Genomic DNA, 16,570 nt, shown 5'->3' on the forward strand with positions numbered 1-16,570 from the left:
ACCGTTGCTATCGGTAGTAGCAATAACAATAAAAAATTGTTCATTGTTTGATTTTCTCCTTTTGTTATTCCTTTGCTTTTTCTGTCAATAATTCATTATTCTCTTTTAACAACTCGTTTGTTTTGGTTTTCTTCTGTTCTTCAGACAAACTAGAATCACTGTAAATTTTTTCAAGTTCGTCTGTATTCAGTTGGATCAACGTATCATAGATCGTTGAAACCAATTTTTGAGGCAATGTAATAGAAGAATTGTCAAGAAATTGTGTACGTATCGTAGTTAAGATACTAGCATCTTCTTGCTCAATGGCTTTTTTCGCAATTAATTCAATCAAGAACGAATCTGTATCTACTTGCAACAATGGCAATAAATCAGATAAGTCCTTGGTATTTAGAATCGTTTGAACGTCTTCTAAATAGGCACTTCCTGCAAGAGAAAGTTCGTTGATTTGATCGATTTTTCCTTGCTTATATAACATTTGAGTAATTTCCTTATCCGATTTTTTATCGATTTCATAAGCTTTTTCATATTCTCCAAGCTGAATATAAATACCAACTTGTTTCTCTTTGGATAGATTCATTTTTTTCATATCCGATTCAATATTTTCACTGTCGCCTTCAATGATTTTATTCAAAAATTGAACTTCAACCTTATTTTCCTCTTTGACTTGTTTAATAGCTTTTTCTTTGCTTTGGATCAGGAACAAGGTGGTACAAGAATAGAGTAAAATTCCTGCAACGATCAATGAGGATTTGAACAAACGATTGGTTCGTTTCATCAACTTATCTCTTGATTCTTGTCGTTGAATCTCTTCAAAGTAAACACGCTGTTCCGTCGTCAAAGAATCCCGAATCAATTGTTCAATTTCTTCAACTGAATGGCACTCAATCACCTGTAATAATAATGGATGATTTTCTTTCTTCACCGTTCGTTCGATATCCTTCTGATATTTTTCTAAAGAGTATTGACCAAATAAACTACAAATAAACACTTTGATTTGGTCGATCTCTCCCAATCGAGAATAAGGCAATTCGCCGTAATGATCTGCTTTGTAAATAAACAAAATATCTTTCGTATTTTTTACTAGAATATTTGCCATGTGATAAAAGGTTGGTTCTGTCGGACGTTGGTTCAAAATCGTTTGAACGATTTCTAGCTTGTAAAAATCCGCAAACTGCCTGTATTGATATAAAGGGCTATAATCGTTAGGACACGCGTAGAGTATCTCTAATTTCTTGTCTTTAAAGGTCATTTCTTCGATTTCTAAAAAGCCGTCTACGGATTCTTCAATATCAAAGATATGCTCTTGTTTCGGTAATACTTTTTCATTGATTTGAATCAAGACCGTTTCTTTCTGATAATAAACTTGTAGTTGATCGATTAATCGATAACGCATGCGGATTCCTCCTTATTGAATTCTTGCCAACCAATTGATAGATTGCGTAGCTGGTTGTTCGTATTCCTCGGTATAACGCACCGGATTCAATAACCGCAATTCCTCTGGTGTTAATTTCACCGTAAGCTTGGCTCGCTTGGTTCCATGGAAAATCAAGCCTTCTCCTTGTCGTCTGGCAGTCAAATGGGCAACTTCTTTTCTTGTGAGAGGCAAGCGCAACTCACGAATAATTTCCTCTGCTTCCGACTCTTCCAACCCAAAGAAGATTTTGGTAAAACTATTTCCAATAATCGCTTTTCCGACATTGTTAGCTGCTTGGAAGATATCCGCAATTTGTTGCGACGAAGCAGTACAAGCTGCGTTGTATTTCCGGAATCGTTTGTACGCTTGAAAAAAGAAGTCGGCACTCACTTCGTTTTTCAGTAGAAAGTGAAACTCGTCTGCATAAACCCACGTGCTGATTTCTGGATGGTTTGTGATATCTTCGAATAGATACTGAAAGGCGTTTAGATACGCAAGGTCTCGTATACCTATCTCTGTTTGTAAATCTCTCAATGAAAAACAAATCAATGGATTTCTTAAATCAATGTTGGTATATCCATTAAAAATCGTTCGTGTACCGATCGCAAAATCTTCCAATGCGTCCACAAATGTCTCAATTTTTTCAAATCGACGACGATCTTCTTGTTTTAATGCATGTAAATGCTTGTATAGATCAGAAAAAATAGGAAAGTCTTCATTCGTTAATTTTTCTAAATTACGTATGTCATAGACTTTTTGATATAGCTTTTTGGCTTCTGTTTTGACAATACTTAGTTGACTATCGGTTAATCTCGAATCGATCAACGTCAAATAAGGAACTAGGCTGTTTAATTTTTTATTGACCAATCGATCCACTTGTTCCAAAGACAAGGATTGACCAAAAGCATATCCTTCGTAATTCTCTATATAGTTATCGTACGCTTCATCCGTTGAAAAGGCACTCCGTTCTTTGTCTGGCAGTTGGTTTGAGAAAATCTGAAATGGATTGATTCTTATATCACTCATTGAGGATAATGGAATCACTTCGCCACCAAATAACTTTACACGTTCGACTTGTTCGTCTTCTGGATCAAAAAGAATCATTCGTTGTTGTAACTTCTTGGAATTGTCCGCAAACGCGAGTTTTTTCATCCAGTCACTATTGATGTAGGTTGTTTTCCCTCCACCAGAAGAACCAAAGATAAATTTGTTTCGATTAACGACAACTCGTTTGTTCGTGTAATCAATGGAAATAATATTTTCTGTGTCTTTGTTAACACCTTCAATCATCATATTCTCCGTAAACACACTTAATTCATTGTCATCGAATGGAAAAATACTACTTGCACTGATTGAATTTGCAATCGTATACGTATATTCAGGAACTTCGTTTGTTTGTAATGGCAAACAACTCCAAAAGGCCTCATCAATACGTGTATAAGGTGTGATTGCTTTAATTCCAATTGCCGAACAACAGGTTTCAAACTTATCACACAAAGCATTGAGTCGTTCTTCGGTTTTCCCTTGAATCAAGGCATACGTGTAGAGATACAAATACGTCGTGTTTTCTTCTAACGCTTGTTCTAATTGCGTTGTGGCGATTCGTAATTCATTTTTTAATCTTAAAAGTGTCGCAGGATCATACGTCCGTTCAATTTGTGCTTGTTTATTCTTGATCGTTTGATTGTAGAAGTCATTTAAAGAATTTCCGTTTGCTTTCGTGTAATAATGTGAAAGCGTAATATCTCCGCTTAATTTCCGTAAACGACTAAACCAATTTCCTTTGGGTTTGTTATTGTATTTAGTGATTACATACGGTCTACTGTGCTGATTGTCACAAATCACTTTCTCTCGATTAAACTCAAAAATAAATGGCGCAAAATCTGAGACTATCTCTGTATCAATTTCTAAAATATCTTGTAATTGTTCTCTTGGAATGTATAAGTTTTGTTCTTTCATGTTTTCCCTTCCTATCGCATAGTCTAAAAATACTTATGAAAAATATTACGCGTTTCTTGGATCGTACAAATCGTTACCTGGCAATCAAATTTCCCCATAAATCCTTGTAGCCCTGAACGTACACCTCGTACCTTATCTCTTAAACTTTCATAAGCGATTTCAATTCCTTCTAGCGAAAGTTGTACTATTTTTTCACTTAACGTCACATAATGTTGCTTTTTAGAGGTTTCCATTGTTTTCTGTAATTTTTGATACTCTACCAAGTAGGAGGCCTTTAATTGTAATAACGCTTCATTAGATTGCTTGCCTTCCGATAATTTTCAACTGATTTTTCCCATTGATCCAAAAATGGTTGAATCGTAATTGGACTGTTTAATGACGTGATTTGTGGTTCATACAAAATATTTTGAGATAAAAATGTCCCAAAATCTTCATTCAATCCTGCTTGTTCATGGACACTCAAACTATCCATATTCACCCCATCGACTCTTAGTAATTGGATCAAACAAAATTGTTTCTTTTCTACTTGATAAACTACTAATGCATCTTTGTATACACCTTGTATCCTTGAATCATCCTCAAAATACCGCTGCTGATTTTTCGTTGTTCGTAGTGTCTTTTCACCAGTTGGTCCTTTTAGAAAATCAAATACCATTCATTACACCTTCTCTTTTACTTGTTCATTCGGGCGACAATAATAAACTTTTTGTTTTTGTTGGAAGACTTTTTGTTCTTTTCGATAGTCTGAAATAGATATGTTTGGGCGATCCGAAATCGGTTTAAATACTTTATAGCCCCACACACTAAAAAAACCAATTCCTCCCGCAAAAATATAAAGCAACAATGCCCAAATATTCGCACTTCTAAAAAGGAATACCATCAGAAGTAAACTACCAATACCTGTACTAATCGCTTGAATACTTTCTTTGACGGTAAGACCAAGTAGCAAAAGATAATGTTCATTTACATTCGAAGGGAAAAACCAAGTTTTCCCCTTCTCTGTATCTTCATGAAGAAGTTCGAGCAAAGCATTTCTTACATCTTCTGTATTCACAATTCCATCCCTTTCTTATTTGAATAAGCCGTATGCCCATGGAACAATCCATACCAATGCGCCACCAATTGCTGTTACAAGAAGAACCGTTGTTAAACTTTTGGACATATTATTCTTTTCCATCGGATCATCTAAGTAAGGTAAATACTTCACCACGATTTTCGTTGCAGCGATTGCCCCAACGACCATAACTAATGCCGTTAAAATCGCTTTGATTGTATTCCCTGCTTCTACAAGTTTTGCTAGAGGATCAACCGCATAAACAAATTCTGGAATGCCAAACGTACATCCTAAACTAAAAACAACTACTTCTAATTTCCATTTTCCTTCTTTGATGATTTTGATTCCTCTTTGTAATTTCTTCATCGAATGTTTCACTCCATTTCTGCTTTTATCTTTTTGGTCGTTTTTGATAACGTTCCTGTAATTCTCGTTGTTGTTTATCTTTACTTTTTGTTTCTCGAATCCATCGATCCATGTTTCGTTTCTTTTGTGGTACACGTCGGCCAAGAAGTGATTGAATCTGAGCCGTCAAACGGTAAAGGATCGTTTGATCTCGGTAATGATTGAGACGATCTTCTCGTTGTCCTTGGTAACGATTAATACGTTCCGTTCGCAATTCTTCAATATCTTGAATGAAACATTCCTTGTCTTTTGGTGCAAGGTAGCGATTCGTTTCGATCATTCTTTTTAAGTTTGCTAGAGCCAATGGCGATAATGAATCAAGATCTTGCATACAGTCTTGAATAAAGTACACACCGTGACAGTCATTCAGTTGTTTACATGCTGGAATGTTTGAAAAGTTTCCTCTCGACACTTCTAATAGTTGATTTCTCTCTTCAATTGAGTAAGGAGACAACGGTAGTCCATCAACAACCTCAATCGAACGATCTTCTACTTGGTAATACTTGAGATACGCAAGAATCATTTCACCTTGCATGGTGGTTGAATCTAAGTTGATTCCTAACTCCTTCAACTCATCGTTCACGTATTGGTTTAAATTGGCTTTCATTGCTTCTAACTGCTCGATTTTTATCTGAAGCGTTTCTTTTTCTTCAACAGAAGTTGTTAGCTCGTTCATCTGATCCATGAGAGTTTGAATCTTCTCTTCTAAGAAACGTGTCGTTTGAAACGGTTGGTCTTTAAAAATCTGATAATCTTTTACTTGTTCGACCAACGACTCTGTTTCAGTAAGTTGTTTAATATCTTCTTTGCTTAATAATTCTTTTTGATCGATCGTCTCAGTCACAATTGCTTGTAATGCTTTCGACGAATAGTCCTCCGTCTGAATTTCTGGATAATGCTTTTGACAAAACCGCACTGCTTGTTTCGTTAAAATTGATTCCGCTTGTTGGATCTTTTCTCGTTCATCTGAGATTCTCGAAAGTTGGAGACGTTGTGTTTGAATATCTTTTTTATTTCCAAATAGAAGTGAGTTCTCCCAACGTTTCAATTCATCCAAACGTTTCTCTAGGTTTTCACTGGAAACAAAAAAGCGTAGCTCTTTGGCTAACGCTCTGAGTTCCTTTTTCTCCATTGGTGAAAAAGTTTGGTTATAAAATTGTTTGGTTGGTTGTTGTTCCTGTTCAATTAGAAGTTCTTTCTTCTCTTCCAAGTCGTTCAACTTTTGAACAGATTGATTGTGTTCCCGAACCATTTGATTATGTTGAACTTGATTCGTGATAATTCCTCGTTCTTCTAATTGTCGAGAACGAACGCCTTCATGAACCGTCGGCAATTCTTTTTTGCCAAGTTCTTTATGCGACTTCTCTGTGATTTGTTCATCAATTCCACGTTCACGCAACAATTTGTTTGTCATGTTTGCCCATTCTTTTCTTGCTTCTAATAATAATTCTTTCTTGTCCCAATCTGTCGTTTTGATTGATACGGTTTTTCGGTGACCTTTTTCGTTGTAAACTTGTTTGCCATGTTCGTCTAAAACAGGAATCCGTTTTTGTTTATTTGAGATTTGTCCTTTTTCGTCTACTTTACGCATCGTTAACATGATATGGGCATGTGGATTATTAGAATCGTCACGATGAATCGCAACGTCTGCGATCATTCCTTTCGACACAAACATCTTTTGAACATATTTCGTCACTAATTCTTTTTGATCCTCATTGGAAAGTTCAACAGGCAATGCAATATTCACTTCTCGACATAGTTGCGCATTAGAAGAAGTTTCAGCCAACTCCATTTTATTCCACAAATATTCTCGATTGCTAAATTCTGAGGGGACGTAATCTGGTTTTAAAATGAATGCGTCTGGTTTTACCAAACGATGACCGTAATAGTTTTCTTTTTGGTACAACTCACTATACAATCGTTCACCACTTCGGTAAGCTGCCATCGCAATCAAACTTCGTTTTCCATTTTCTCTTTTAGCGACTTGCATTGAAAAGTGATAGATTGCCACTTTCTCCCTCCTTCTTTTTTCATTTTTGAATTTTCTATTTAGTACAGAAACACTCATTTTTTATTTGAATTAAACATGAGCGTAGCGAATTTTTCCACACGCCTGACGACACCGATGAACTTCATCGGCGTAGCACGACGAACCAAAACTCTGTTTGGTGCGTATAAGTGCGCACTAGTGATTTCCAAGGGGACCTCGATTTTCGTTTTTGTTTGAAATAGGGGAAAAATTTTGATAAAAACCGTTCATTGTTTATTTCATTTCCCCTCATTTCGTATTTTTTCTCCCCCTTTTTCTTTCTGAAAGCGTTGAGGAAGATTCCCTCGCACATAAGAAGAAAAAATCTTTAACACTTTTTCTGTTTCTTCTACACTCAAATGGGAAAGGTCAAAATATTTTTCTAACAAAGCGCCTTTTTGAATCAAACGATGCGTTCGTTTCTTACGTTCCATGGATTCAATCGACTGATTTTTGAGTAATTGTTGCTGGATCTTTAGCTTTTGAATCTGTTCTTCTAAAAGCAAAATATTTTCATAACGTTTTTTCATTTAACTAACAATCGCTTTTAGATTTTCTTTGTTTTGCTCAATTAATTCTTCTAATTCTGAGAAAAACAATTCTGATTCTTCACTGATTTCCAAAAATGAAATATCGTTTCGTTCCAAAATCGCTAACACCTGTTTCCCTAAATCCATAATTTGTTTCTTGTACAGATTTTCTCGACGTCGTTTTAATGCTTCAATCTCTGCGTCTAAGTCATGGACAGTTTTTTTGCGCGGTGTTTTCTTTTTCTTTTCTGACTCCTTCACGTTAACTGGTTCTTCTGTTATATTTTGAACTTGTGCCTGATGTTTTTCATGATCAATTGTTTGATTGTTTCGATAGATATTCTCATGATTCGTTTCTTTTTGATTCATTTGTTACTTTCCTTTCTTTGTTGATTTCTTTTTTGTTTGTGCAAATGAAACAAACTCAAGATAGCCGTTTCCGTTCTGACAAACGATCGCGTCATACGTTTTCTTTTCTTTTGTTTTAATTCCTGTGACAATAGTTTCTTTTCCTGCGATTAACTCTTGAATATTTTTCTTCGTTAACTTCTTATGTCGGAAATTATTTGTTAAAGTATAACGACAGGTTGGATAATTGGAACACCCATAAAAATCTTTTCGTTCAATCAAAACACCTTCGCACTTCGGACAAGAACCAACGTTCACTGCTTTTTGTTCTTCTGAATGTTCTTCTTGATAGGTCGTTAGATCCAATTCAGAAACAAAAGAAGGAACTTCTTCGATCAAGTGAACGAGAAACTTTTTAATGTTCGTTAAAAAGTGTTCTTGCGTTACTTCTCTTTGGCCAATTCGTTTCAGCTGCTCTTCCCATTTTGCTGTCATTTCCGCACTCGTAAACAGCTTCTCACCAGACACCGCCTGACAAAGAACCTTTCCTTTAGTCGTCATAAAAAGTTTATTCTTCCGTAATTCGATATACCTTTTGCTCTTTAGTGCCTCGATAATTGACGCTCGTGTGGCTTCTGTTCCGATTCCTTCCACTTCTTTTAAAATTTCTTGTTCGTTCTCATCGGCAACAGTCTTCCCCGCAGTCTTCATAGCCGTAATCAATGTACCTTCGGTATATGGTTTAGGTGGGATTGTTTCCTTTTCTACTACGCTAATAGAAAGCGTGACTGTTTCATTAGAGACTATCTTTGGGAGTTTGGTCTGAATGACAATTTCTTCTTTCGTGTCTGTCTTTGTGTCTTCTTTTTTATGTTGAAAAATGCCTTTCCACCCTTGAACGGTTGGCTCTTGACCTTTTGCTTGAAACAGTAACTCTCCAACAGACACTTTCACAATGGTTTCTTCATACTCATAATCCGAAAGAAACATCGCAACCGTTGTTCGTGCGACTAAGAGATAAATATTTTGTTCCAAAGAAGATAGATTTTGAAACTGTTCATTCGTTGGCACTTGTTTCGTTAGAATGATTGCATGGTGTTCTTGTACTTTTTTATTGTTCACATATCGTTTTCTTGGTTCGAGTTGCGTCAATGGCAAGTCGACGGATAAGAAAGAACAATACTTCTCCACATGATTCTTTAAATAATCAAATTCATTTTCTGTAATATAAGGAGTATCTGTTCTTGGATACGTTAATAGCTGCGCTTCATATAATTTCTGAACTGCTTTTAACGTGTCATTGGCACTGGCTTTAAACTGTTGATTTGCTTTTGACTGTAAACTACTTAATGAAAACAATGCCGGACTTGTAGAACGCTTTTTTTCTTTTTCGACAGATTGAACGGTCGCCTCTTGTTCGCCAATTACAACGTTTTTTTCTTTTGTAAAAGAAAAAACCTCCTCTTTCGCTTTAAAGCGCTGAGAAGGTTCTAACGTGACTTTAAAGGATTGTTCTGGGTGTAACACAGTTCCTTCCAATTCAAAGAATGGTTCTTTTTTAAATTGATCGATTTGTAATTGACGTTGATAGATCATATAGAGAGTGGGTGTTTGAACTCTCCCCAAGGAAAATGTTCCACTTACGCCTTTTTCTTGTAGCAACAAACTATACAAAGGACTTGCGTTCATTCCAACTAACCAGTCACTGATTTGTCGTGTTTGTGCTTCTTCATAATAGGGCAGATAATCTTTTCCTTCTCTTAAATGTGTAAAGCCGTCTCGAATCGCTTCTTTTTCTAAGCTATTGATCCACAAACGTTTGTAAACTTTATCTGGCGTATAAGCTTTCGCATGATGAATGATACTCCATGCAATATTTTCTCCTTCTCGGTCGCTGTCTGTTGCGATAATGATTGTGCTTGCTTTTTGTAATAATCCCGCTACAATGGTAAATTGTTTTTGTTTGTCTTCAGGCACACTAAATTGATACCGTTCTGGAAAAATTGGCAACGTTTCTAGCGCCCATTTTTTCCATTCTTCCTTGTACTTATCTGGCGAATCTAATTCGACTAAATGTCCAAAACCAAATGTGATAAAAGTTTCGTCGTGGAAGATAGAATCTTTTACGCGAAAATAGCCGTCTTCTTTTGTATACGAAGAAAATGCTCTCGCATATGCAAGGGCTTGACTTGGCTTCTCTGCCAGAATCACAGTAATCATAACAATCTCCCCCTTATTCATAATAAAAATCAATATGTTTAATTGTTTTTTTCCATAAATGAGTCATTAAAACTTCGTTCGCATCAGAGTGTTCAGTGGTTTCTTTTTCCCTGTCCCCCAAAATTATGCAATGATTGTGCGTAGTGTTAATCAAAATACCAATACGTGTAAATGAAAAACTGTTCAAATTCTCTTTTTCAGATATATTTAAACGATCAACATGCTACTTTATATTTTCACCGCTGGAAACTTTACATAACAGTAATATTACTTCTAAATACATTTTTTTCCTTTCTGTATAATGTCATGCTAGTCAATAGGCTTTATTTTTGATTCAAAAAAATAGGAGCTTTCCTTCATCAAGAAAGCTCCTCATCGTTTTCTTATACTCGTTTTTTCCACCAAACAAAAGCTGAACCTAACGTGAGAAGACTACCTAATACCGTCATCATAACTGTTTGTTTTGTTCCTGTTTTTGGTAGAACTTTTAATTGGCCATCTGATCCTTTGACTGTAATATTTCCACTAGGTAATTGCTTCACTTCTGCCGTTATAGGCGTCAACGTCCCATCATTTGCTTGTTTGTATGCCACACCGTCTACAACGGAAACGATTTTTTCTCCCGTATCGGTTTCAACTGGCGTAGAAGCTGTTGGAATGTGTGTCAATTCATTCACATCATTCGTTTGAATAGGAGTCATTTGTGCTCCATTTCCCGATGAATTGATCGTCCCGTCTGAATTTACTCCCACATGAGTTGTAGGTGGAGTCGTTCCTGTATGTCCAGTGTCGGTATTTTCTGAACTTGGTGGAGTTGGTTTATTGGTATCACTACTACCTGCATTACTATTCTCTGTATTTGGTGGCGTTGCTTGGCTTGGCTCACTATCGCCAGTGTTACCACTACCACCTGTTTCTAGCGGTGGGGTTGTACCTGTATCACTGCTTCCAGTTCCACTATCTCCTGGTTCTGGTGACATTGTTGTATCTGTATTGCCTCCTTCAATTCCACTATCTCCTGGTTCCGGTAGCGTTGTTATACCTGTATCACCACCTTCAGTTCCACTATCTCCTGGTTCTGGTGGAAGAACTGGATCACTTGGGGTTGTACTGTCTTCAGTAAACGGTAGAATCACTTCTTCACTTGGTGGGGTCGTAGGATTACTAGGTAAATTTTCCTCCGCAAAAGCAGTGTGAGACACACCTCCTACTAATAAAGTTGCACTAAACAAACTACTTAATATAAATTTCTTCATTATTTCTCTTCTCCTTTACATTGATGGCATTTTTATTGAACGTTGTGGTGCTGATTGTATTTTAGGTGTTTCTTGTGATTGAGTAGGTTGCCTATTTGGTTCGTTGAGTGATAGCGATAACTTCTTCAAATGTGCATTATTCGGATCATTCATTATCTCTTTTCCAAAGGAAAGCTCAATTTTTGTGAATAACGATTTTAACTGCTTGTTTTCTTCTGAGCCAATTATTGATTTTCCGATTTGATAATCAAGCTCTCTAGCAAAGACAACTGCTTCGTCACTTCGATTGAGATCGGGAAGAAACGGTTGATATTGATTAATTTTTTGAAACAACTCTGCTTCTCGTTCACTTAGCCCTTTATATGTTTCTTGAATAGCTCGTCTTTGTTCTGTCTGGTTATCAAAATATCTATCGGTTACTTTGGGATTTCCAATTCTTAATTCTTTATACCGAGCTAGTGATTTGGAAAATTCTTTTTTATCTTGACGCAACGTACGTCTTTCTTGTAGCCCCAAACGACTAAATCGTTTCACCTTTTTCAGCTGTTCTTGACGTCGATTGATACTGACAGACAATATATTGATCTTTGATTTCAAAGAATTCATGATAAAATCATAGTAGGTCAATACACGTCCTCCTCTCTTTCTAAAAATTGCGTTTTATCAAAAAATAACCTCGAAATCGCGTTATCCGAGACTTTAAAAACATTTTTGACTGATTCTTCATCGATCACTTAAAACGCCTGAAATCGCAAAATACAGCTTATTTCCATAAATCAATGAACAGAACTAACAACTAATTCCTCTGCCGTATAACAAGCACAACAAGAAAACATCCCGATTCACTTCCATTTATAAATAAAAGACAGTACACCCATACATGAGTTGTGCTGTCTTTTACAGAAGAATAAGCAGTAAGGAGCTTTCCCCCTTTTAATATTTGGATTATTATAAGTAATCCAATAACCAACTCTCATACTCTTACTTGATTATCCAAATCGTCTGAAAAAATTTAACCAAAAACAAGCGGCTAGTTGTCTAACCGCTTGTTCGTTCATTTTAGTTTTTGCCCTTGTATAATTCATAACCAATCAAGCCTGCCGCAAGGACAAAGATCATGCCAATCATGATCCATAACCCATTGTCTTCAGAGCCTGTTTTTGGCAACATCGGAACCATAACTGCTTCTTTGACTTCTGGTTGTGGTTGTTCTGGTTTCATTGGTTGTGGTGGTTTTGGCGCTTCCACAATTTGAACCGTTTGATCTTTATTCGTTAGATCGACATTGTGTTTCGCCACTTCTTCAAACGTTTCTTTCTCATCTTCCGTTTTCGCTTGCAGCCATTCCGCAAAACTCAAGCCTTTTCCTACAAGATTACGTCCGTCCACTAAGAATTCAAATAAGAATTCCATGGTTTCTTTGTCTGCCGTAAAGATTTTTTCTGCATGTGTGCCTTCAAATGGCGTGCCGTCTGGTGTTAAATAGCCTTGGACAATCAATTGATAGATTTGACCGATTGCTAAACCGTCTACTTTGACCCATTCCAACACAGTTTGATTTGGCAAGGCTAAGATCTCTTTTCCACCATTTTTATTGGTGGCCTTGGTCGTAATGGTTGGATTGACGATTTTGATGGTTTGGTCTTTATCGGTAATATCTGCATGAGAGGCTAATAATACGCCTTCTCTGAAGAGATTTTCAAAGACAACCACTTCTTTTCCACGTAACGCACGTGCGTCTAGGATAAAGTCTAAGTTGACTGTACCGTCGGTACTTTCTGCCACAAACGTTAAGGTACTTGTGACTTCTTTTCCATCTACTAGTACTGGTTTTTCCGTTACTTTATCCATTAGAACACCGTTGACTGTGTATGTTTTTCCAACGATCAAATCGTGGTATTTCACAGCGTCTGTAATGGTGACTTTCGTTAATGGATTAACCACTTTTAAGCCAGTTGGTTTATGCGTAGCCGTTGTACGTACACTTGGGTTCGTCACACGTACAGTCTGGCCTTGATCATTGATGTCTCTGTGGTTTGCTAGTTCTTCGTCGTTTCTAAAAAGACTTTCAAACACGACAATTTCACGACCATTTAAGCCGGTTAGATCAAAAGTAAATGGTACGATTACCTTTTCATTTTCTGCTTTGGCAATAAAGCCAACAGCACTTTCTACCGGTTGACCATGAACAAGTAAGGCTTCACCGGTTGCTTTATCCATTAAGATTCCTTTGACCAAGTAAGCTTTTCCTGGAAGAATCTCATTAATTTCAACGGTATCATTTAAGGTGAACAGCCCCGTTGGGTCTGCGATCGTCAACCCGTCTTCGAATACAGCTGTGGTATGAACCGTTGGATTGTTTACCCGAACACTTTGATTGTCATCATTGATATCCGCATGTGCCGCAACTTCAATGCCATCACGGAAAAGTTTTTCAAAGACAACGATTGTTTGACCTTTCAGAACACTAGCATTAACCACAAATTCAAGATCTTTTGTGCCATTGGCTTTGTCTGCAATAAAGGTCAAGGTACTTGTGATTTCTTTGCCATCTTGTAAGATTGGCGCATTCGTTGCCTTATTCATCAATACTCCTGAAATAGTGTATTCTTTTCCGACAAACAAGTTTGTATACGAAACACTGTCTTTAATGACGATCGTTTCTATTGGATCAATCACTTTTTCACCATCGGCTTTATTTGACGCTTGTGTTTCTAGTTTTGGTGGAATCAAGTAATTACGTACAGAAACCACTAACGTTTCGCCATCATCTGGCGCATTTTGTTTGAATACAACAGTGAATGCTTGTTTGTCTGTATTTGGTTGGAAGCTTTCTAATGGGGCATTTTCCAAGAAATAATAATCCCCGAATACTAAGTCTTTAACTAGAATTTCACCGTTCTTATCAGTGGTGTATTCATCAAGAGCTTTTCCTGCTTGGTTATACAGAGTAAAGCTGACCCCTGCAAGCGGTGTTTTTTGCTTGTTCCATTCTTCATACTTGAACAATTTTACGTTTTTCCGTGCTTGACGGTTCGCAAAATGGATCACTTTGATTGGTTCTGTATCATTGGTAATCGAGAACACCAATGGTTTTTGATTCAAAACGTAATTTACGGGCGCTTTGATTTCTTCCAAACGGTAACGATCTTTTCCATAAGTAAGTGTACCGTTAGTTAAGAAAAAGCCTTTTTCATTGGTTTTAAAGATATCCGTTGTTTCTGTATCATTTGGAATCTCCATTGTGACATAACGATTGGCTAAGGTATCAAAAATCTTGAATTCTGTATTAGTAAGTGGAATCACTTTTCCTGTTTCTTGATCCACTTTCACCACTTTAAGACGTTGTTCGATTACTTTGTCTTCTAAAACATAATGGAAGGTTTGCCCTTGTTCAGAAATTGTGACTTCGAATGGTTCAAATAGTTTATACCCTTCTTTTCCTTTGGTTTCAGAAAGAATGTACGTATCAAAGACAACAGTATTTTTACCAAAGCTAGCGTAACCATCTTTGTCTGTGACAACTGTTTTCACCACTTGACCAGTTGTTTTTGATGTCAAAGAGGTTTCAATACCAGCTAATTTTGGTTTGTTGTCTGGATTCGTTGAATCGACTAAGGCTTTATTCGCAACTTTCACTAAATCAATGGTTCCTTTGATCACTTGATCTTTTACGGTCGCATTGACAGTTTTTCCAGGTTCAACGACAATTTCAATTGTTTCATCAGAAAGTACATAGCCTTTCGGCGCTTTGATTTCTTTTAAAACATATTTACCAGGATCAAGATCTTTGATTTCTGCCTGTACTTTGCCATTGACATTTTTCAACGTGATTTCTTTGATTTTCTTCCCATCGGCTTGATACAAGCCATACACCGCATTTTCTAAAGAAGCTGCGCCTTGTGCTTTCACACCGGTTTCTGCATCTTCTTTAAAGACACGAATATTTCCTTCTTTTAACACGTTTAGTTTTAAAATTGAAGAAAGAGGATCTGGATAGTTTAATATCCCAATAGTTTGAACTCCTGCTTTTTTATAAACCATTGGAACACCATAAACTGTTAAACGATCTAAACTTATTGTCGCTTTTTCTGGTGCTTCTTTTGTTGCAGTAATCACTAGTTGATTCCCTTGAATTTTGGCAGTAATTCCTCTTGGTGTGTTGATTCTCACAACATCTTTTAACACATTATTGGTATCTGGAACTTCAATTGTTTGCCCAACTTTTACAGTTTTTGTTTGATTATTAAAAGAAGCTTTTTTTGTTGCGTTATTGATTTTTTGATCAATTTCTTGTTTAAATGCTTCAAAATTTAAAACTGGATTGGTTCCGTAAAAATTAGAGTTCAAAACTTCGTGAATATAAAACTGTGTCGCAATCCGACGTTCTAACGATTTATCTTTACTTCCAACATAACCAAAATAAGAAATCAAGGCAATTTTCTTTCTAATAGCCGCATCTTTGATATATGTTTCTAATGCAGATTTGTTAAACGTACCTGATCCACCCGGAACCCCTGGTTCCACACAAAATGCCACATGACCATCTACATCAAAAATTTCAATACGGTCATAAGTAAAAGATCGTCCATTCGGTAAAATTGTACTCCCCCAATTTAACCCATTACTTGGCGTAACTAATTGTGAATGAACTTGTCCAGTATTTACAGCACGTTTCATACGTACAGAACGCGTTGTGGACTCTGCCACAAATAAAGTAAGCTGTTCTTCTGTTTTCTTTTCACTTTCTTTTGATTCATTCACTACTTTGTCGGCCTCAGTTTTTGTTTCTTCAGAAACAGCGGCCTTGTTTTCTTCTACTACTGGTTGTGTAGGTTCTTCTAGAATTGACGCATTAGAAGGTGCTACGCCAATCGTTGCTTCATCTGTTTCTTTCTTCGTTTCTTCTGTATCTATATCAGAATTAGACACAGCTTTCTCTACAGATTTCTCAAGAGCAGTTGGTACTTCTGCTGGTTCAGAAGGTGCTCGAGGTGTTGTTTCTGGCGTTGTTACAGCTGACATTGGTGTTTCAACTGGACTATCCCCGGGTCGTTGACTTTCCCCAATAGTTTCATCAAGGACTGCTTTTTCTGTTGGTGCAGGTGCTTCTGTAGCGGGTGTCACATCTGCAGATACTTCTGGGCTCGTTACTTCTTCAGGCGCCGTTACTTTCGCTTCTTCAGAAGTTGAAAACACTTGAGAAGCTGTAACAGAAGGTTCTGTTTCTTCTGCATGTGTTGTCATAGTTCCTGTAAGAAAAGCCACTTGACAAACCACCGCTAGTAAAGCAAACTTCAACCAACTTGTTTTGTTTCTCGTCATGACAAAAACTTCTCCTTTGCTTTATTTTTT

The 16,570-nt window shown here is 36.8% G+C and carries 13 protein-coding genes; all 13 read right to left on the bottom strand.

The genetic code is table 11. The features are described 5' to 3' along the window. Window positions 1-64: 64 nt before the first annotated feature. The 13 genes from EG2_RS11415 to EG2_RS11470 all read right to left on the bottom strand — a co-directional run bounded on the left by EG2_RS11415 (window position 65) and on the right by EG2_RS11470 (window position 16,540). Window positions 65-1,393, bottom strand: a complete 1,329-nt coding sequence (locus EG2_RS11415) for a hypothetical protein (RefSeq protein ID WP_060814847.1) — start codon at window positions 1,391-1,393, stop codon at window positions 65-67. A 12-nt stretch (window positions 1,394-1,405) separates the two neighbouring features. Next, complete coding sequence (locus EG2_RS11420) at window positions 1,406-3,373, bottom strand: VirB4 family type IV secretion system protein (protein ID WP_060814848.1); 1,968 nt, start codon at window positions 3,371-3,373, stop codon at window positions 1,406-1,408. A 23-nt stretch (window positions 3,374-3,396) separates the two neighbouring features. Then, the gene (locus tag EG2_RS18870) at window positions 3,397-3,636 is read right to left on the bottom strand and encodes a hypothetical protein (RefSeq protein ID WP_115241617.1); all 240 of its coding nucleotides are present in this window, start codon (window positions 3,634-3,636) and stop codon (window positions 3,397-3,399) included. 11 nt (window positions 3,637-3,647) lie between these two features. After that, on the bottom strand, window positions 3,648-4,028 hold the full coding sequence (locus EG2_RS18875; RefSeq protein ID WP_115241618.1) for a hypothetical protein: 381 nt from the start codon (window positions 4,026-4,028) through the stop codon (window positions 3,648-3,650). 3 nt (window positions 4,029-4,031) lie between these two features. Continuing rightward, window positions 4,032-4,427: a hypothetical protein gene (locus EG2_RS11430; RefSeq protein ID WP_010709810.1), complete on the bottom strand. Its 396-nt coding sequence runs from the start codon at window positions 4,425-4,427 to the stop codon at window positions 4,032-4,034. 15 nt (window positions 4,428-4,442) lie between these two features. Next, a complete protein-coding gene (locus EG2_RS11435) occupies window positions 4,443-4,793 on the bottom strand; it encodes a CagC family type IV secretion system protein (protein ID WP_010709811.1) in 351 nt (116 codons plus the stop codon). Window positions 4,794-4,818: 25 nt separating this feature from the next. Next, window positions 4,819-6,843 (bottom strand): MobQ family relaxase, encoded by a 2,025-nt coding sequence (mobQ, locus tag EG2_RS11440; RefSeq protein WP_071870198.1) that lies wholly within the window; start codon window positions 6,841-6,843, stop codon window positions 4,819-4,821. A gap of 257 nt (window positions 6,844-7,100) precedes the next feature. Further along, window positions 7,101-7,391: a hypothetical protein gene (locus EG2_RS11445; RefSeq protein ID WP_010709813.1), complete on the bottom strand. Its 291-nt coding sequence runs from the start codon at window positions 7,389-7,391 to the stop codon at window positions 7,101-7,103. Further along, window positions 7,392-7,760 (bottom strand): hypothetical protein, encoded by a 369-nt coding sequence (locus tag EG2_RS11450; RefSeq protein WP_010709814.1) that lies wholly within the window; start codon window positions 7,758-7,760, stop codon window positions 7,392-7,394. Window positions 7,761-7,763: 3 nt separating this feature from the next. Then, the gene (locus tag EG2_RS11455; RefSeq protein WP_060814849.1) at window positions 7,764-9,959 is read right to left on the bottom strand and encodes a DNA topoisomerase 3; all 2,196 of its coding nucleotides are present in this window, start codon (window positions 9,957-9,959) and stop codon (window positions 7,764-7,766) included. A 383-nt stretch (window positions 9,960-10,342) separates the two neighbouring features. Beyond that, window positions 10,343-11,215, bottom strand: coding sequence for an LPXTG cell wall anchor domain-containing protein (locus tag EG2_RS11460; RefSeq protein ID WP_010709816.1), 873 nt, complete (start codon window positions 11,213-11,215; stop codon window positions 10,343-10,345). A gap of 15 nt (window positions 11,216-11,230) precedes the next feature. Beyond that, entirely contained in the window at window positions 11,231-11,842 is a 612-nt protein-coding gene (locus EG2_RS11465) for a hypothetical protein (protein WP_010709817.1), read from the bottom strand. 432 nt (window positions 11,843-12,274) lie between these two features. Further along, window positions 12,275-16,540: a VaFE repeat-containing surface-anchored protein gene (locus tag EG2_RS11470; RefSeq protein ID WP_169793135.1), complete on the bottom strand. Its 4,266-nt coding sequence runs from the start codon at window positions 16,538-16,540 to the stop codon at window positions 12,275-12,277. Window positions 16,541-16,570: the final 30 nt, after the last annotated feature.

Origin of the sequence: Enterococcus gallinarum NBRC 100675 (assembly GCF_001544275.1) — a bacterium.
In the GTDB taxonomy this organism is placed as follows: Bacteria; Bacillota; Bacilli; order Lactobacillales; family Enterococcaceae; genus Enterococcus_D; species Enterococcus_D gallinarum.